Source organism: Kitasatospora sp. NPDC028055 (genome assembly GCF_040637885.1).
Taxonomy (GTDB): domain Bacteria; phylum Actinomycetota; class Actinomycetes; order Streptomycetales; family Streptomycetaceae; genus Kitasatospora.
In genome coordinates, this window is the sequence record NZ_JBEZXE010000005.1 from 95628 (window position 1) to 112447 (window position 16820).

General features: G+C 72.5%; 15 protein-coding genes and 5 tRNA genes. 9 read left to right on the forward strand and 11 right to left on the reverse strand.

The window, feature by feature from the left end:
* The first annotated feature begins 151 nt into the window (after window positions 1-151).
* Window positions 152-2200 (forward strand): elongation factor G-like protein EF-G2, encoded by a 2049-nt coding sequence (locus AB0F71_RS09005; RefSeq protein WP_360230135.1) that lies wholly within the window; start codon window positions 152-154, stop codon window positions 2198-2200.
* Here the strand turns inward: AB0F71_RS09005 and AB0F71_RS09010 are convergent.
* On the reverse strand, window positions 2188-2634 hold the full coding sequence (locus AB0F71_RS09010) for a DUF393 domain-containing protein (RefSeq protein WP_360230137.1): 447 nt from the start codon (window positions 2632-2634) through the stop codon (window positions 2188-2190). The genes AB0F71_RS09005 and AB0F71_RS09010 overlap by 13 nt on opposite strands.
* Window positions 2635-2834: 200 nt before the next feature.
* Between AB0F71_RS09010 and AB0F71_RS09015 the strand changes: the two genes are divergently transcribed.
* On the forward strand, window positions 2835-4481 hold the full coding sequence (locus tag AB0F71_RS09015; protein ID WP_360230139.1) for a hypothetical protein: 1647 nt from the start codon (window positions 2835-2837) through the stop codon (window positions 4479-4481).
* Between the two features lie 82 nt (window positions 4482-4563).
* Here AB0F71_RS09015 and AB0F71_RS09020 read toward each other — a convergent pair whose 3' ends face one another.
* The 4 genes from AB0F71_RS09020 to AB0F71_RS09035 form a co-directional block, all read right to left on the reverse strand.
* Entirely contained in the window at window positions 4564-5124 is a 561-nt protein-coding gene (locus tag AB0F71_RS09020; RefSeq protein ID WP_350507180.1) for an HIT domain-containing protein, read from the reverse strand.
* Window positions 5125-5206: 82 nt separating this feature from the next.
* Entirely contained in the window at window positions 5207-7186 is a 1980-nt protein-coding gene (gene thrS, locus AB0F71_RS09025; protein WP_360230141.1) for a threonine--tRNA ligase, read from the reverse strand.
* An 87-nt stretch (window positions 7187-7273) separates the two neighbouring features.
* On the reverse strand, window positions 7274-8440 hold the full coding sequence (locus AB0F71_RS09030; RefSeq protein ID WP_360230143.1) for a hypothetical protein: 1167 nt from the start codon (window positions 8438-8440) through the stop codon (window positions 7274-7276).
* A 32-nt stretch (window positions 8441-8472) separates the two neighbouring features.
* A complete protein-coding gene (locus AB0F71_RS09035) occupies window positions 8473-9027 on the reverse strand; it encodes a DUF4365 domain-containing protein (protein WP_360230145.1) in 555 nt (184 codons plus the stop codon).
* Between the two features lie 162 nt (window positions 9028-9189).
* Between AB0F71_RS09035 and AB0F71_RS09040 the strand changes: the two genes are divergently transcribed.
* Window positions 9190-9957 (forward strand): exonuclease domain-containing protein, encoded by a 768-nt coding sequence (locus AB0F71_RS09040; RefSeq protein ID WP_360230147.1) that lies wholly within the window; start codon window positions 9190-9192, stop codon window positions 9955-9957.
* Window positions 9958-10019: 62 nt separating this feature from the next.
* Here the strand turns inward: AB0F71_RS09040 and AB0F71_RS09045 are convergent.
* A tRNA-Val gene (locus tag AB0F71_RS09045) sits at window positions 10020-10091 on the reverse strand.
* Window positions 10092-10302: 211 nt separating this feature from the next.
* Window positions 10303-10374: transfer RNA gene (locus AB0F71_RS09050), tRNA-Val, on the reverse strand.
* Between the two features lie 414 nt (window positions 10375-10788).
* On the opposite strand from AB0F71_RS09050, the gene AB0F71_RS09055 reads away from it, so the two are divergent.
* Together AB0F71_RS09055 and AB0F71_RS09060 are read left to right on the forward strand one after the other, a co-directional pair.
* Window positions 10789-11202 (forward strand): SsgA family sporulation/cell division regulator, encoded by a 414-nt coding sequence (locus AB0F71_RS09055; RefSeq protein ID WP_030056266.1) that lies wholly within the window; start codon window positions 10789-10791, stop codon window positions 11200-11202.
* Window positions 11203-11580: 378 nt separating this feature from the next.
* Window positions 11581-12150, forward strand: coding sequence for a CGNR zinc finger domain-containing protein (locus AB0F71_RS09060; protein WP_360230149.1), 570 nt, complete (start codon window positions 11581-11583; stop codon window positions 12148-12150).
* A gap of 24 nt (window positions 12151-12174) precedes the next feature.
* Here AB0F71_RS09060 and AB0F71_RS09065 read toward each other — a convergent pair whose 3' ends face one another.
* Window positions 12175-12648: a hypothetical protein gene (locus AB0F71_RS09065; protein ID WP_360230151.1), complete on the reverse strand. Its 474-nt coding sequence runs from the start codon at window positions 12646-12648 to the stop codon at window positions 12175-12177.
* A gap of 111 nt (window positions 12649-12759) precedes the next feature.
* On the opposite strand from AB0F71_RS09065, the gene AB0F71_RS09070 reads away from it, so the two are divergent.
* The gene (locus tag AB0F71_RS09070) at window positions 12760-13260 is read left to right on the forward strand and encodes a DsbA family protein (protein ID WP_360230153.1); all 501 of its coding nucleotides are present in this window, start codon (window positions 12760-12762) and stop codon (window positions 13258-13260) included.
* A gap of 56 nt (window positions 13261-13316) precedes the next feature.
* Here AB0F71_RS09070 and AB0F71_RS09075 read toward each other — a convergent pair whose 3' ends face one another.
* The 3 genes from AB0F71_RS09075 to AB0F71_RS09085 form a co-directional block, all read right to left on the reverse strand.
* A complete protein-coding gene (locus AB0F71_RS09075; protein ID WP_360230155.1) occupies window positions 13317-14159 on the reverse strand; it encodes a GNAT family N-acetyltransferase in 843 nt (280 codons plus the stop codon).
* 67 nt (window positions 14160-14226) lie between these two features.
* Entirely contained in the window at window positions 14227-15057 is an 831-nt protein-coding gene (locus tag AB0F71_RS09080) for an aminodeoxychorismate lyase (RefSeq protein WP_360230157.1), read from the reverse strand.
* 25 nt (window positions 15058-15082) lie between these two features.
* Entirely contained in the window at window positions 15083-16162 is a 1080-nt protein-coding gene (locus tag AB0F71_RS09085) for a chorismate-binding protein (RefSeq protein ID WP_360230159.1), read from the reverse strand.
* Between the two features lie 332 nt (window positions 16163-16494).
* Between AB0F71_RS09085 and AB0F71_RS09090 the strand changes: the two genes are divergently transcribed.
* The 3 genes from AB0F71_RS09090 to AB0F71_RS09100 all read left to right on the forward strand — a co-directional run bounded on the left by AB0F71_RS09090 (window position 16495) and on the right by AB0F71_RS09100 (window position 16787).
* A tRNA-Gly gene (locus tag AB0F71_RS09090) sits at window positions 16495-16567 on the forward strand.
* 40 nt (window positions 16568-16607) lie between these two features.
* Window positions 16608-16678 (forward strand) — tRNA-Cys (locus tag AB0F71_RS09095).
* 37 nt (window positions 16679-16715) lie between these two features.
* A tRNA-Val gene (locus tag AB0F71_RS09100) sits at window positions 16716-16787 on the forward strand.
* The last annotated feature ends 33 nt before the right edge of the window (window positions 16788-16820 follow it).

The window sequence follows — 16820 nt, forward strand, 5'->3', positions numbered from 1 at the left end:
CCGGCGCACCCATCGTAGCCACGCCCGGGACACGCGCCGACGCACGCACCGCCGGACGCCCCCCGGCTGCGACCCCCCGCACGACACGCGCCCGACAGGCCCCGACCCTAAACTGCCAAGGACAGCTTCGGCGCCACGGGAGGAGACCCCGATGCCCGACCGCAGCACCGCACGAGCCGGCCAGGCACCCGCCGTCACCGGCCCCACGGACCTGCGCAACGTCGTCCTCGTCGGCTCCAGCGGTGTGGGCAAGACCACCCTCGCCGAATCCCTCGCCCTCGCCGCCGGGGCCACCGGCCGCCCCGGCCGCGTCGCCGACGGCACCACCGTCTCCGACCACGAGGACATCGAGCACCAGCAGCAACGCTCCGTCCAGCTCTCGCTGCTCCCCCTCGAGTGGAAGGGCGTCAAGATCAACCTGATCGACCCGCCCGGCCACCCCGACTTCGCCGCCGACCTGCGCGCCGCCCTGCACGCCGCCGATGCCGCCGTCTTCGTGGTCTCCGCCACCGACCCGGTCACCGCCCCCACCCGCGCCCTCTGGCGCGAGTGCGCCGCCGAGGGCATCCCCCGCGCCATCGCCGTCGCCAAACTCGACCTCGCCCGCGCCGGCTTCGACGACATCCTCACCAGCTGCCACGACGCCTTCGAACTGGGACCGGACACCCTGCGCCCGCTCTTCCTGCCCGTCCTCCACGACGGGCACCCCGACGGCAGCGTCGACCTCCTCACCGGCGACACCTACGGCGACGCCGCCCCCCTCCCCGACACCGGCCCCGCCCACGACAGCCTCGTCGAAGCCATCTCCGGCCAGGACGACACCCTCATGGAGCGCTACCTCTCCGGCGACCCCCTCGACGCCGACTCCCTCGAAGCCGGGATGCGCCGCGAAGTCCTCGACTGCACCCTCCACCCCGCCGTCCCCACCAGCGACAACGGCCTCGGCGCGGCCGAACTCCTCGACCTGATCGCCCACACCTTCCCGAACCCCACCGAACGCACCCGCCCCGCCCCCGCCTGCGACCCCGACGCCCCGCTCGCCGCCCAGGTCGTCCGCGTCACCGGCGACGCCTACGTCGGCCGGATCAGCCTGCTGCGCCTCTACGCCGGCACCCTGCGCCCCGACAGCCGGATCCACCTCGCCGGCCCCGCCCACACCGCCGACCAGAACGGCGACGAACGCGTCACCGGCCTCACCAGCCCCTTCGGCAAACTCCAGCGCCCCGTCCCGCACGCCGTCGCCGGAGACCTCGTCTGCGCCGCCAAGCTCACCACCGCCCGGGCCGGCGACACCGTCCACGACCCCGGCCACCCCGTCGAACTCGACGGCTGGACCCTCCCCGAACCCCTGCTGCCGATCGCCGTCGAAGCCCACAGCAAGGCCGACGACGACAAGCTCTCCCAGGCCCTCACCCGGCTCACCGCCGAGGACCCGGCCCTACGGCTGGAACAGAACGCGGACACCCACCAGCTCGTCCTCTGGTGCACCGGCGAAGCCCACGCCGAGGTCGTCCTCGACCGGCTGCGCACCCGCCACGGCGTCCACGTCGACACCGTCGAGCCCAAGGTCGCCCTGCGCGAGACCTTCGGCACCGCCGCCGCCGGCCACGGACGGCTCGTCAAACAGTCCGGCGGCCACGGCCAGTACGCCATCTGCGACCTGGAGGTCGAACCCCTCCCGGCCGGCTCCGGCTTCGAGTTCCAGGAACACGTCGTCGGCGGCGCCGTCCCCAAGCACTTCATCCCCTCCGTCGAGAAGGGCGTCCGCGCCCAGCTCGCCAAGGGCGTCGCCACCGGCTTCCCGCTCGTCGACATCCGGGTCACCCTCACCGACGGCAAGGCGCACTCCGTCGACTCCTCCGACGCCTCCTTCCAGAACGCCGCCGCCCTCGCCCTGCGCGACGCCGCCGAGCACGCCGTCATCCGCCTGCTCGAACCCGTCGCCGCCGTCAGCGTCCTGCTGCCCGACGAGTACCTCGGCGCCGTCCTCGGCGACCTCTCCGCGCGCCGCGGCCGCGTCCTCGGCACCGAGACCGGCGGCCAGGGGCTGACCCTGCTGCGCGCCGAGGTCCCAGAACTCGAACTCGTCCGCTACCCGGTCGACCTGCGCTCGCTCACCCACGGCACCGCCGAGTTCTCCCGCGCCTACCTGCGCCACGAGCCCATGCCCGCCGCCCTGGCCGAGCGCTACACCGACTGAGCGGCCTTCCGGTTCGGCAGCGCGCACGCCGCCGTGCCCCCCGGCATCCGGTGCCGGTTGCGCGACACCCAGCGGTACACCACACCCGCCACCGGCCGCACCGGCGCCAAGGTCAACAGCGCGCCCAGGTACGCCCACGCGCCCCCGGTGCGCAGCAGCAGCCGCGCCACCGCCTGCGCGCCCCCGTACACCCGGCCGGCCGGCGTCACCCACAGCACCTCGCGCTCGGCCCGCTCGGCCGACACCTCGCCGCGACCGCCCGCCACCGCGTCCAGCTCCGCCAGGTCCGCGAACTGGAACGGCACCGAATCCCAGCCACCCGAGGCCAGCGTCTGCCGCAGGTACCGCTCCCCCCAGCGCACGCAGGACGAACAGAACGCGCAGTCCCCGTCGAAGACCAGCACCGGATCCTTCACCACGACAACCCCCTTCATCGCCTTCACCTCCCATCCTCCTCCACCCCCACGCCGTCGGCCCGGGCGGGTATCGACCCGGCCGAACCTGGGCATCATGCCCCTCGAGCCCGGGTGCGGCCGGAACGCACCGCTTCGTGACGGTAGTTCAGACGATCATCCGCGCAGGGGTGCCACGGCACGGTAACCTGCCGCTGACAAGGGGAGGAGCAGACGCCACCGTGGCCACACTCGACATGACCCCGGGTGCGCAGATACCCCGGACCGACACCGGCCCGCAGACGGCCGTCACCCAGGCGCTCTCCTCCGCCGCCTACCGCGACGGCGAGATCGACAAGTTCGTCACCGACGTCCCCGAGGCCAAGCAGAAGAAGGGCCGCTTCGCGCTCTTCCGCCCCAACCTCGGCGAGGCCTACAGCAAGGCCCTGATCTCCCGCGCCCTCGGCGGCGACCGCAAGCCCCTCGTCCCCTCCTTCGGCGTCGACACCCGCCAGGTCGTCGAGCACTGCCTGGCCGCCGAGGAACTCCGGCACGCCCGCGACCGGCAGCTCAGCACCGTCACCGTCGTCACCGGCCTGCTCTTCCTCCCCGGCACCCTGATCTGGCTCGGCGCCTTCCAGCTGCGCGCCTGGCTCAAGCGGGACAACGCCCGGGGAGCCGACACCTACGGTGCCCTCGCCCTGATCGCGGCCGCCGTCCTGGCCGGGTTCCTGCTGCTCCGGCCCCCGGCGGCCGGCTTCCTCGGCATCTACCTGCGGATCACCATGCTCGCCCCGGTGCTCGGCTGGTACCTCGCCCGCCGGATCGTCGAGCGCTCCGCCACCGACCTCCGCGGCCGCTGGCAGGCCCTGGTCGAGGGCAGCGCCGTCGCCGCCACCGTCGCCAAGGCCGTCCCCCGGGACGACCTGGACAAGAAGGCCAACGAGCTGCGCGACAAACTCGGCCGGCTGGACACCGAACAGGAGACCAACGTCCACCACTACGCCGGCCCCAAGGGCATCCTCGGTGCCGGCCGCCGCTGGGGCGAGTGGCGTCTGGCCGACACCCTGCACCCCGCCGAGGGCCACGCCGACTTCCGGGCCTTCCACCCGTGGGACCTGATCCGCCGGATCTCCGCCCACCTCAAGGGTCTCGGGATCAGCCACGTCGCCAACAGCGGCATCCCCAACGTCGCCGTCAAGCAGTGGGCGGTCTTCGACATCAGCGAGGGCGCCGACGAGATCAGCCGCCCCGGCGGCGCCGACATGGACGGCGAGCGGATGCGCGACTTCGCCGTCCAGAGCCTCGCCGACAAGCAGACCTTCCCCGGCGGCCCCCGGCACTACCTGGCCACCCAGTTCATCACCCACGACGGCAAGCTGATCATCACCTTCACCGTCACGGTGACCCTGCTCGCCAACGTGCTCACCATCTCGGTGGCCGGCTACGCGCTCGGCCCGGTCAAGGGCGTCTTCTTCGACAAGCCCAAGGACAAGGAGAAGTCGGTCGCCAAGACGGTGAAGTTCTGGGAGGAGCGCACCGTCAAGCTCCCCCTGATCGACAACGACGAGGTGGTCCGCCAGGCCGTCCGCGCCCCCTTCCACAAGATGCCCGGCCTGCTCGGCTGGCTCGGCGGCGGCCTCGTCCTGCCCGAGCCGTTCGGACTCCGGCACTCCTGGGTCGGCACCGCCTGGAACAACCGCTCGATGGTCGACAACGCCCTCAACGCCTCCGTCCCGGTGCTGAACGCGGTGCACACCGCCACCCTGGAGTTCCTCCAGGAGCACGACCTGGACGCCGACCGGTTCTTCAAGAACCGCACCTCGATCATCAAGTCCGAGGCGCAGGGCACCCGCCCGTACAAGGTCGACGAGTTCAGCGCCGACTGACCGGGAACGAGAACGACGTGCGAAGAGGGGCCCGCCACCGGAACTCCCCGGTGGCGGGCCCCTCTTCGCGCGTCCGGCCGGCTCAGCCCTGCGGCCAGGCCTCGGCCAGCATCTTGCGGGTGTCCGCCAGCAGCTGCGGCAGCACCTTGGTGTGGCCGACCACCGGCATGAAGTTGGTGTCCCCGCCCCAGCGCGGCACCACGTGCTGGTGCAGGTGCGCCGCGATCCCGGCCCCGGCCGCCGCACCCTGGTTCATCCCGATGTTGAACCCGTGCGCCCCCGAGGCGGCGCGCAGCGCGGTCATCGCCTTCTTGGTGAAGTCCGCCAGCTCGGCCGTCTCCGCCTCGTCGAGGTCGGTGTAGTCGGCCACGTGCCGGTACGGGACCACCATCAGGTGCCCGCCGTTGTACGGGTAGAGGTTCAGCACCGCGAACACGGCGCTCCCCCGGGCGATGACCAGCCCCTCCTCGTCGCTCAGCGACGGGATCGAGCAGAACGGACAACCGTCGTCCGGAGCCGGGCCGGTGGGCTTGTTCTCACCCTGGATGTACGCCATCCGATGGGGGGTCCACAGGCGGCGGAAGCCGTCCGGCTCACCGACACCCCGCTGCAGTTCCGGCTCAGTCGTCATGCTGATCAGCATATTCGCCCGAAGGTGCTTGCAAAGCCGTGCGGGGCAGACTCTTGAAGAGCCTGCCCCGCGCGTCAACGGTCCGACTACGGCGTCACACCTGGATGCGGTTCTTCACCGCGTCCACGATCTCGGCCACGGCGTCCGCGACCGGCACGCCGTTCTTCTGCTCGCCGTTGCGGTAGCGGAAGGACACCGCGCCCGCCTCGACGTCGTCGTTGCCGGCGATCAGCATGAACGGGACCTTGGAGCGCTGGGCGTTGCGGATCTTCTTCTGCATGCGGTCGTCCGAGGTGTCCACCTCGACCCGGATCCCGTGCTTCTTGAGCTCGGCCGCGACCTCCAGCAGGTACGGCACGTGCTCGTCGGTGATCGGGATGCCGGTCACGGTGACCGGGGCCAGCCACGGCGGCATGGCGCCGGCGTAGTGCTCCAGCAGCACCGCGAAGAACCGCTCGATCGAACCGAACAGCGCGCGGTGGATCATGACCGGCCGCTGACGCGAGCCGTCCGCCGCGGTGTACTCCAGGTCGAAGCGCTCCGGCAGGTTGAAGTCGAGCTGGATGGTCGACATCTGCCAGGTACGGCCGATGGCGTCCTTCGCCTGCACCGAGATCTTCGGGCCGTAGAAGGCCGCGCCACCCGGGTCCGGGACCAGCGGCAGGCCCTGCTTCTCGGCCACGCTCGCCAGGACGCGGGTGGCCTCCTCCCAGGTCTCGTCGCTGCCGACGAACTTCTCCTCGTCCTTGGTCGACAGCTCCAGGTAGAAGTCGGTCAGACCGTAGTCACGAAGGAGGTTGAGCACGAAGGTCAGCGTGGAGTCGAGCTCCTCCGCCATCTGCTCGCGGGTGCAGTAGATGTGGGCGTCGTCCTGGGTGAAGCCGCGGGCCCGGGTCAGGCCGTGCACCACGCCGGACTTCTCGTACCGGTACACCGTCCCGAACTCGAAGAGGCGCAGCGGCAGTTCACGGTACGAGCGGCCGCGCGCGTCGAAGATCAGGTTGTGCATCGGGCAGTTCATCGGCTTGAGGTAGTAGTCCACGCCCTCGTCGAGCTGCATGGGCGGGTACATACCGTCCGCGTACCAGTCCAGGTGGCCGCTCTTCTCGAAGAGCTTCCCCTTGGTGGCGTGCGGGGTGTAGACGAACTCGTAGCCCTCTTCCTCGTGCCGCTTGCGCGAGTAGTCCTCCATCGCGCGGCGGATGATGCCGCCCTTGGGGTGGAAGACGGCGAGGCCGGAGCCGATCTCCTCGGGGATGGAGAAGAGGTCGAGCTCGTTGCCCAGCTTGCGGTGGTCGCGCTTCTCGGCCTCGACCAGGAAGTCCAGGTGGGCCTTGAGCTCGTCCTTGGTCGGCCAGGCGGTCCCGTAGATGCGCTGCAACTGCGGGTTCTTCTCGCTGCCGCGCCAGTAGGCCGACGCGTTGCGCATCAGCTTGAACGCCGGAATGTGCCGGGTGCTGGGCAGGTGCGGGCCGCGGCAGAGGTCGCCCCAGCACTGCTCGCCGGTCTTGGCGTCCAGGTTGTCGTAGATGGTGAGCTCGCCGGTGCCGACCTCGACGTCGGCGCCCTCGCCGGCGGTGGCGGCGGAGCCCTTGAGGCCGATCAGCTCCAGCTTGTACGGCTCGGCGGCCAGCTCCTCGGCGGCGGCCTCGTCGGTGACCACGCGGCGGGAGAACTTCTGCCCGCGCTTGATGATCTCCTGCATCTTCTTCTCGATGGCCTTGAGGTCATCGGGGTGGAAGGGCTTCTCGACGTCGAAGTCGTAGTAGAAGCCGTCCTTGACCGGCGGGCCGATGCCGAGCTTGGCCTCGGGGTAGAGCTGCTGCACGGCCTGGGCCATGACGTGCGCGGTGGAGTGGCGCAGGATGTCGAGGCCGTCCTTGCTGCCGATCGCGACCGGCTCGACCTCGTCGCCGTCCTGGACGGCGTACGCGAGGTCCTTGAGCTGGCCGCCGACGCGGGCGGCGATGATCGAGCGGTCGTCGGCGAAGAGCTCGGCGGCCGTAGTGCCCGTGGTCACCACGCGCTCTTCCCGATCGGGTTCGCGGTTGATGATTACCCGGACGTCCGTCACCGGTCTCTCCTGACGTGCTGGATTCAGAGGACGCAACACTGCGCTGCGCGTGACGATGGTACCGAGAGCGTCACCCGCACCGCGCACTCAGGACCGCTCTCCCCCGTCCTGGAGCCCCTTGAGCAGCCGGTCGCGGTCGCCCTCCCCCCAATCGCACAGCTCCAGGCCGTGCGGCCGGGTCAGTCGGCGGAAGCCGTCGCGCCGCTCCAGGCGGCCGGAGACCCGGACCGGGACGCCGGTGAGGTGGGCCTCGGCGGCGAGCCGGTAGTCGGGGTCGGGCAGCCTGACCTTGAGTTCGCGGACCTCGGCGCCGCCGAGCACCCGGAGCCGGACCGAGCCCGGTCCGGCCGGGTCGGCGCGCTTGAGCCGGACGACCACGCCGACCACGGTGACGTCGACGGCGGGCTCGATCCGCTCCAGCAGTTCGGCGGCCTCGGCGAGGGCGGGCAGGTCCCCGGGGGAGAAGTCGAGCTCGATCCGGCGGTCGCCGAAGCCGCCCGGGGTGCCGGCGGCGGGCGACCAGGCGACGGTGAGCCGGGCGGCGGTGGCGCCGCGGACCAGGTCCTCGACGGACCGGACGAGTTCCCGGCTGACCCCGGAGCCGACGGCGTTCTCGAAGGCCTCGGGCCCGCCGCTGACCCGGCGGTAGTCGACCGCGTCGCGCAGCGCCTCCAGGGCGCGGACCAGGGTGGTCACGGCGGTGCGGCCCTCGGGGGCGGGGGTGTACGCGGTGAGGGCGGCGCCCTGGTCGACGGCGCCCTGTTCGACCAGGAGGACGCGGTCCAGGAACTCCCCGGCAAGGCCGTCCAGCCGGGCGCCGAAGTAGCCGGCGGTGGTCCGGCCGGCCTTGGCCCCGGCTGCGAGCATCGAGCGCGCGGCCCGCTGGAGCCGTTCGGCGTCGTCCCAGGGGGTGGCGTCGGCCGGGCCCGGCAGTTCACGGCGCCAGTTGAGTTCGTCGCCGGGGACGACCAGGGCGAGGAGGATCGAGCGGGCGGAGGGGGTGCGGGAGCGGGAGAGCGCGGTGACGGCGTCGGTGAGGAGTTCGACGGCGTCGTCGAAGCCGTCGGCGGTGGGGACGAGGAGGCTGGTGCCGGGTTCGCCGTCCGGCGGGGTCCAGCGGCCGTACCGGGCGGCGGGGCCGCCGCGCCGTACCCAGCCGTGCCGGGCGAGCAGGGTGGCGAGCACCGCGGGGTCGACGGTGGCCGGGTCGGGCAGGGCCCGGGCTCGGTCCTCCGGTCCGTGCGGCAGGGTCATGGGCGTGCTTCCTCGCTGCCGGGGCCGGGCCGTCACGGGCTGCCGCCCGCGCCGACCCGGGCCATGATGTCGCAGAGCGCGCGGTCGTCGAAGACCTTGTCGGTGGGCACCCGGACGTTGGTGCGCCGCTTCCCGGTGACGGGGTGGCCGGCCAGGTTGACCCAGTAACAGCAGTGCCGCAGTTCGAGGGCGTCCGGGCGGGCCCGGAGCCAGTGGTCGACCCGGCGCGGCAGCAGCATCACGACCAGGATCCGCGGGACGGCGACCCGGGCCCGGGCGAGCTTGCGCAGGTGGTCGTTGTCCAGGGTGAAGCTGAAGAACGGCCCGGCCGGACCGGGCGCGATCTGCTGGGTCGCCTTGAGCTGGATCTTGATGGTGACCTCGTCGTCCACGTCGTGCTCCCGGGAGCCGTGGCTGACCTGCCAGTCGATGCCGTTGTCCGGGAACGGCTGGGAGAGCGAGCAGCCGGCCGCCGCGGCGACCGCGTGCAGGTAGCCGACCTGCAGCGTCTCCATGCAGGCGGTGACCGCGAGGTTCCCCCTGAGTGTGGTCGCCGCTCCGTCGGGCTGCGGCTGTGTCAGTGCCATCGCCCCGTGGCCTCCCCCGGCTCCGGGCCCGTCCGATACTCGCCCGCTCGCCGGACGGCGCTTCCTTGGGCAGGATCCCCGGTCAGGGCTGGGCCAAACGGGTTGAGCGACCGTCAGAACCGGGTATCACCAGGGCGCGGAACGCACGCCTGAGGGGCAGTCATGCAGCAGCACTGGTACACCGGCCCACTCGCTTCCTTCGACACCGAGACGACCGGCGTGGACGTGGAGTCCGACCGCATCGTCTCCGCCGCCCTGGTCGTCCAACTCACCCCGGGCGCACCGGCGCAGACCACCACCTGGCTCGCCGACCCGGGCGTGCCGATCCCGGACGGGGCCCGGGCGGTGCACGGCATCACCGACGAGCAGGTCCGGACGTACGGCCGCCCGGCCCGCACGGTGGTGGCCGAGGTCACCCGCGCGCTGGCGGCCCAGGCGCGGGCCGGCCGCCCGGTGGTGGTGATGAACGCCCCCTACGACCTGACCCTGCTGGACCGGGAGTTGCGGCGCCACCACGGCCTGCCGCTGAGCACCGGGCTGGACGGGGCGGGGCTGGTGGTGCTGGATCCACGGGTGCTGGACAAGCACGTGGACCGCTACCGCAAGGGCCGGCGGACGCTGACCGACCTGTGTGCCCACTACGGGGTGGACCTCGCCGGGGCGCACGACGCGGCGGCGGACGCGACGGCGGCCCTGTCGTTGATCCGGCGAATAGGCGCCCGCTATCCGGCGGCGCTCGGCGGACTGACGGCGGCGGAGCTGCACCTGCGGCAGGCGGTCTGGCACGCGGCGCAGGCCCGGGGGCTGCAGGCCTGGTTCGACCGCTCGGGAACGCCGGAGCGGGTGGACCTGTCGTGGCCGCTGCGGCCGGCCCGGTGCGGCTGCGGTCGTCGGCTGGAGCCGGAGCACGGGTGCCGGGCGGCGGCGTAGCCGGCCCGGAACGCGCCGCAGGCCCCGACCGGTTTCCTGGTCAGGGCCTGCGTGCTGTCCGGTGGGCGATACTGGGATCGAACCAGTGACCCCTTCGGTGTGAACGAAGTGCTCTCCCGCTGAGCTAATCGCCCGGGCAACGAGAAGAACTGTAGCACCATTCGGGGGCGGTCGTACAACTCGCTCATCCGGGGTACGGCCGACGCATCCACAGAACTCGCGCTCCGCACGGAAGATGACTGGCCCTCAGCCGGATTCGGCGCCGGTTCTTCGGATGGATTCCGGAAATACATGTGAGGCCCAGCCGATAATCGACTGGGCCTCACATATCACAATGCATTCCGGTGGGCGATACTGGGATCGAACCAGTGACCCCTTCGGTGTGAACGAAGTGCTCTCCCGCTGAGCTAATCGCCCGGGTGCAGGGAAAACATTACCGCATCCCGGAGGGTGCTCCGAACACCCTGCCCGTGGGCGCCCTCGCCCCGGCCCCTGGGGGCCGGGGCCTCCCCGCCGCCCGTCCCTGTCCCATCCCGTCCCCTCCCGCCCGCGCGCACGACTCGTCGGACCCGGCGGCACCACCCGCTCCCCTGTTCCCGGCCCGCCCACCACTCCGACGGGCCGCGTGCACGGTGATCCGGAATCCCCCCGAGAAGAACCACCGGTAATGCCCCGGGCGGGTACTCCGGGGCGATTCCGCAATGCGCCGTAAGGGGTACGACTCGCGCCCGAATCGGGACAGAGGGGTTTACATCGGTCTTGGGGGTGGGATGGTCCGTTCGCCGACGTGCGATTCCCCGAGCGCACACTGAGCGAAAGGCCATGGCGCTTATGAACACCACGGTCAGCTGCGAGCTGCACCTGCGCCTCATCGTGTCCAGCGAGTCATCACTGCCCGTCCCCGCGGGCCTGCGCTACGACACCGCCGACCCCTACGCCGTGCACGCCACGTTCCACACGGGCGCCGACGAGACCGTGGAGTGGGTGTTCGCCCGAGATCTCCTCGCGGAGGGGCTGCACCGACCCACCGGTACCGGCGACGTCCGGGTGTGGCCGTCGCGCAGCCACGGGCAAGGGGTGGTCTGCATCGCCCTGAGTTCTCCGGAAGGAGAAGCCCTGCTGGAGGCCCCGGCCCGGGCGCTTGAGTCGTTCCTCAAGCGGACGGACGCCGCGGTGCCCCCCGGCACCGAACACCGTCACTTCGACCTCGACCGGGAGCTGTCCCACATCCTCGCCGAAAGCTGACCCCGACCGGAGGTGGTCCAGCCCCGCTGTCGGCGGGGCCGTACTTCCTGCCGTCATCGCAGCCGTCCTACTCGGGGGCACGGCTGCGGACTCAGCCGCGCACCACGCGGTCTCGGGGCCGGTGAACGGCCCGCTCCCACCGGAGCGGGGCCACAGCACCGCAGGCGCCCGGCACCGGAGCCGGCCATCCGTACGGGTGGCCGGCTCCTGCTGCCGGGCGCCACCGTCGTTTCCGGGCCGTACCCAGACCGGGACACTCCACCGGAATCCGTACAGGCCTTCGAACGAACCCGCCGCCCTTATGCCGCAAGGGCCGGTATGGTCTGGGGTAACCGTGGACGCGGGGTATCGGAGTCCCCCTGCGCGAGGAGTCCCAACGTGCTGATCACCCATGACACCGAGTGCGCGCTGAGCATCCTCGTGGACCTGCTCAACACCGCACCCGAGGTGTGCGGCGACGAGCGACTGCCGGACGTCGCCGCGCTGGACGCCTTCGTGGGCCGCCAGGAGATCAGCGAGATCGACTCGCTGACCGAGGACGACCTGCGCCAGGTGCAGGAGCTGCGCACCCGGCTGCGCGAGGTGTTCTGGACGGAGTCCACCGAGGCCGCCGCCGAGCTGGTCAACGCGATCGTCGCGGCCGCCGGGACGACGCCCCGGCTGGTCAACCACGACCACCACGACTGGCACATCCACTACTTCGCCCCGCACGCCGCGCTCGGGCCCCACCTCGCGGCGGAACTGGGCATGGCGCTGGCCTTCATCCTGATGGCGGGCGAGCGGGAGCGGCTGCGCCGGTGCGAGGCGCCGGACTGCGCGCGGGTCTTCGTGGACCTCTCCCGGAACCGCTCCCGGCGCTACTGCGACAGCCGCACCTGCGGGAACCGGCTGCACGTCGCCGCCTACCGGGCGCGGCAGCGGTCGGCGGAGGCCGTCGCCCCCGCCTGACCGGCGCCGCACCTCCCGCCCGGTTCAGATGCCGCGCTTGCGGAGGATCTCCTCGATGTCGGCGAAGTCGCCGAGGCCGTCGTCCCGCTTGCCCGCCTGCGGCTTGCCGGACGCCTTCGGAGCCTTCGACGCCTGGGGAGCCTGGGCCACCGCCGGGCGCTCCGGGGCCGCTCCGGCCGCGGCCGGACGCTCCGCGGAGGACTCCACCTCAGCGCGCCGGCCCGGCCAGCGGCTGGCGAACAGCAGCGCGGCGGAGACGCCGAGCAGCACCAGGCCCGTCCACACCCGGGGGTCAAAGACCAGCTTGGCCGCCCAGTCGGCGAACTCCCGGCCGATCGTGCTCGCCAGCGGGAACAGCCCGGTCAGGTAGAGCCCGGCGGGCAGCAGGGCGACCGCGAACCAGCGGGTCGCCGAGCGGAAGCGCCGCCGCCGGGCGCGCAGGCCCGCGACGGCCACGCCGCCGGCCGTGAGGAGGAAGCTGATCGTCGCGGTCAGCACGGGCGCGCCCCTTCGCTTCCGGTGGTCCTTGACATCGGTGCCTCCCTCTCGGTCCGCCCTCGGGCGCACCGCCGGGCGGGGGCGGGCACCCACTAGTGGAACACTGGGGGAATGATCGATGGTTCCCTCCCCCGCCTCGAGTTCTGGTGCGACCTCCAGTGCCCGGACTGCCGCACCGCCCTGGACGACGTACGGGCGCTGCGCGCGCAGTACGGCGACGCCCTGCCCGTCGAGCTGCGGCACTTCCCGCTGGAGAAGCACAAGCACGCCTACGCCGCGGCGGAGGCCGCCGAGGAGGCGTTCGCCCAGGGGCTGGGGTGGCCGTTCGTGGAGGCGCTGCTGGCCCGGGTCGAGGAGCTGGACGCCCGGGGGCAGCAGGTGCTGCTGGAGGTGGCCCGGGAGGTCGGGGTGGACGCCGAGGAGGTCGACACCGCGCTGGTCGACGGCCGGCACATGCTGATCGTGGACTCCGACCAGGCCGAGGGCAAGGCGATCGGGGTCACCGGGACGCCGACGTACGTGATCGGCCGCGAGCGGCTGGACGGTGGGAAGAGCCAGGACGGGCTGCGCGAGCGGATCGTCGCCGCCATCGAGGCGGCGAAGGCCTCCTGACGCACCCGGCGCCCCGTCGACCTGACGCCCAGTCGACCTGATGCTGCGTCAACTGCTCACAGTGGCTTGCCGTAACAGCGGTTGACGACCCGGTAGCCGAGCGAGGCGTAGAGCCGGAGGGCGGCCGCGTTGCCGGAGAAGACGTTCAGGCCGAGTTCGCGCGCTCCGGCGGCCAGGCACTCCCGCTCGGCGAGCAGCATCAGGGTGCGGCCGTGGCCCCGGCCGCGGTGGGCCTGGTCCACCTCGACCACCATGACCCAGGCGAGCGGGGTGCCGTCCGGCAGGTCGCGCAGGTGGAGGTTCACCCAGAGCGAGCCGAGCGGCCCGGCGCCGCCCGGGCCGTGGAGTCGGCGCAGCGCGACGCCGGGGGTCTCGGCCCCTTGCGGGAGGACGTTGCGGTGGTCCAGGCGTGATTTGGCCCGGGCCTGCGCGTCGGTGAGGCCGGAGTTCCGCAGGGATTGGACGTACTCCCGCGCGGCCCGGTCGATCCAGGCCGGGAACTCGGCGGCGTCGATCGGGCGGGCGGTGACACCGGGGGGCAGGGGCGGGGCGGTGGTCAGGCTCTTGCCCAGGTTCCGCATCCGCTCGGTGTAGCCGAGGGCGGCGACGAGCCCCCGGGCGATCGGGGCCGACTCGGGGACGACGACGTCGACCCGGGTGCAGCCCCAGGCGCGCAGCACCTCCTCCGCGGCCAGCGCACCGAAGGTGCCGCGGCCCCGGCCGCGGCCCTCCGTGATCTCCAACTCCGCTATCTCGCCCCAGAGTTCGCTGTCGTGGCGGGCGGAGGTGGTGCGCAGGGCGCCGACCTGGTGGCCGTTCGCGAGGATCCGCCAGCGTCTGGTGCGCCCGCCGGCGGTGGTGGGTGTCTCCGGGCCCTCGGGGCGCAGCGTGGTGGTCATGTGGTGGTCCCTTCCCCTCGCCGGGGAGGTTATCCGCGCTGCCCCGGGGCGTCGCCCCGGCCCGGGATCAGGGGTCGAGGTCGTCGCCGCTGCGCTCGGCGAAGACAGCCATGGCCTTGGCGGTGACCGGGCCGGTGCCGGGCAGCCGGCGGTCGTCGACGCGGGTGACGGCCTGGACGTCGCGGGTGGTGGAGGTCAGGAAGATCTCCTCGGCCTCCTCGAGGGCGCCGAGCGGGAGGTCGGCCTCCTCGGCGCCGCACCAGTCGATAACCAGCTGCCGGGTGATCCCGGCCAGGCAGCCGGAGGCGAGGGGCGGGGTGAGCAGGCGGCCGCCGAGAACCACGAAGACGTTGGAGCCGGTGCCCTCGCAGAGCCGGCCCGCGGTGTTGGCGAACAGGGCCTCGGAGGCGCCGGTGCGGTGGGCGGCGGCGAGGGCGACCACGTTCTCGGCGTACGAGGTGGTCTTGAGGCCGGCGACGGCGCTGTGCTCGTTGCGGCGCCAGGGGACGACGGCGACGGCGGTCTCGTCCGGGCGGGGGCCGATGGCGTTGAAGGCGACCACCAGGGTGGGGCCGGTGGTGCCGCGCTCCGAGCTGAGCGGGGCGTCGCCGCCGGTGTAGGTGACGCGCAGGCGGCCGAGCGGGGCCGGGTTGGCGGCGAGGACCTGTGCGCAGGCCTCGCGGACCACGGCGTGGTCGGGGTCGGGCAGGCCGAGGCCGCGGGCGGAGCGGGTGAGCCGGTCGAGGTGGCGGGTGACCGCGAAGGCCCGGCCGTCGACGGACTTCATGGTCTCGAAGACGCCGTCGCCGGTGGTGAGGCCGTGGTCGAGGACCGAGACGGCGGCGTCGGCGGAGTCGACCAGGGTTCCGTTGACCCAGCTCGTGGTGCGGGTGTTCATCGAAGGCTGCTCCTAGACATGCTTCCTAGACACGGTGCGGCTCGGGGGCGGTGTCGATGCCGGGCTCGCCGCCCGACGCTATCGCGACGAGCCGGGCGGCCTTGAGCTCGGTTTCCGCCCACTCGCGTTCGGGGTCGGAGCCCCAGGTGATGCCGGCGCCGGTGCCGAAGCGCAGGACGGGTACCCGCGGGTCCTGCCGGTCGAGCCAGAAGGTGCGGATGCCGACGGCGAGTTCGCCCTCGCCGCGGTCGGCGTCGACCCAGCCGACCGCGCCGCAGTAGGGGCCGCGGGGGGCGGTCTCCAGGGCGTCGATGATCCGCAGGGCGCTGGACTTGGGGGCGCCGGTGACCGAGCCGGGCGGGAAGGTCGCGTCGAGCAGTTCGGGCCAGCCGGCGCCGTCGCGCAGGGTGCCCTCGACGGTCGAGACCAGGTGGACCAGGCCGGGGTGCTTCTCGACGACGCAGAGGTCGGGGACGGTGACGGTGCCGGTCCCGCAGACCCGGCCGAGGTCGTTGCGGACCAGGTCGACGATCATCACGTTCTCGGCGTGGTCCTTGTCGAGGAGGTCGTCCTCGGTGCGGCCGGTGCCCTTGATCGGGCCGGAGGAGACGGTGCGCCCGGTGCGGTACAGGTAGAGCTCCGGGGAGGCGGTGGCGATCTCGACGCCGTGGTCGGGCAGCCGGACGGTCCCGGCGTAGGGGGCGGGGTTGCCGCGGGCGAGGAGGCCGGTGAGGGCGTCGATGTCGCTGCGGTCGGGGTCGGGCAGCGGTGCGGAGAGCACCCGGCAGAGGTTGGCCTGGTAGACCTCGCCGGCGGCTATGTGCGCGCGGATGCGGCGTACGCCCGCCGTGTAGGCGGCGCGGTCCAGGGAGCTGTGCCAGCTGCCGGCGTCCGGGCCGTGCCAGCCCGCGCCGGAGGGCGGAGCGGGTGCGGGGCGGACCTCGTCGAAGCGGGCGCAGGTCAGCCGGCCCTCGAAGTCGTAGGCGACGGCCCAGTAGCCGGAGGAGTCGAGCGCGGCCGGGTCCGAGGTGACGTCGCGCAGTCCGGTGGCCAGGCGGCCACCGAAGCGGGCGAGCGGGGTGCGGGGGTCGGGGTGGCCGGACACGGTTCTCCTGCGCGGTGGTGCTGGGGGTGGCGGTGCTTGAAGTGTAGGTCGGGGGGTGCGCCCCGGGTCGGGTCCGAGCCCGCCGCGCCCCCGCGTACGAGCAGCTGGGTGCGTCGCGCCGGTGTGCGCCGGGTGGCCTGCGGATGATCGTCCGGGAGCGTCGCAGGTGGTGGTCGGTGACCGGCCGGAAGGACTGACGGAACGGCACTCCGCCGGCATCCCCTCGGCACGCTGCGGGAACGGATTTTTAGCTGGCCCGGGAATCCGCTAGAGTTCAACACGTCGCCAGGGAGCGCAGCCGAGGAAAAGCGGTGAAGGTCCCGGGGAGACAGGCGGACGTGGCTCAGTTGGTAGAGCATCACCTTGCCAAGGTGAGGGTCGCGAGTTCGAATCTCGTCGTCCGCTCGATGGAGAACAGTGTAAGATCGTTCTTCATGTGTTGCCTGGTGGAGTGGCCGAGAGGCGAGGCAACGGCCTGCAAAGCCGTGTACACGGGTTCAAATCCCGTCTCCACCTCAAAGAGGTCCTCCCGGCTCGTCCGGGGGGCCTCCCCGCGCGATTAGCTCAGCGGGAGAGCACTACCTTGACACGGTAGGGGTCACTGGTTCAATCCCAGTATCGCGCACGTCGAACCTCGCGAGGTTCGCTGCAGGAACCG

What these genes read in the sequence shown, in the direction of transcription:
- AB0F71_RS09005 (WP_360230135.1), top strand. Translation starts at nt 152, where the DNA reads ATGCCCGACCGCAGCACCGCACGAGCCGGCCAGGCACCCGCCGTCACC.
- AB0F71_RS09010 (WP_360230137.1), bottom strand. Translation starts at nt 2,634, where the DNA reads ATGAAGGGGGTTGTCGTGGTGAAGGATCCGGTGCTGGTCTTCGACGGG.
- AB0F71_RS09020 (WP_350507180.1), bottom strand. Translation starts at nt 5,124, where the DNA reads ATGCTGATCAGCATGACGACTGAGCCGGAACTGCAGCGGGGTGTCGGT.
- AB0F71_RS09030 (WP_360230143.1), bottom strand. Translation starts at nt 8,440, where the DNA reads ATGACCCTGCCGCACGGACCGGAGGACCGAGCCCGGGCCCTGCCCGAC.
- AB0F71_RS09035 (WP_360230145.1), bottom strand. Translation starts at nt 9,027, where the DNA reads ATGGCACTGACACAGCCGCAGCCCGACGGAGCGGCGACCACACTCAGG.
- AB0F71_RS09040 (WP_360230147.1), top strand. Translation starts at nt 9,190, where the DNA reads ATGCAGCAGCACTGGTACACCGGCCCACTCGCTTCCTTCGACACCGAG.
- AB0F71_RS09055 (WP_030056266.1), top strand. Translation starts at nt 10,789, where the DNA reads ATGAACACCACGGTCAGCTGCGAGCTGCACCTGCGCCTCATCGTGTCC.
- AB0F71_RS09070 (WP_360230153.1), top strand. Translation starts at nt 12,760, where the DNA reads ATGATCGATGGTTCCCTCCCCCGCCTCGAGTTCTGGTGCGACCTCCAG.
- AB0F71_RS09075 (WP_360230155.1), bottom strand. Translation starts at nt 14,159, where the DNA reads ATGACCACCACGCTGCGCCCCGAGGGCCCGGAGACACCCACCACCGCC.
- AB0F71_RS09080 (WP_360230157.1), bottom strand. Translation starts at nt 15,057, where the DNA reads ATGAACACCCGCACCACGAGCTGGGTCAACGGAACCCTGGTCGACTCC.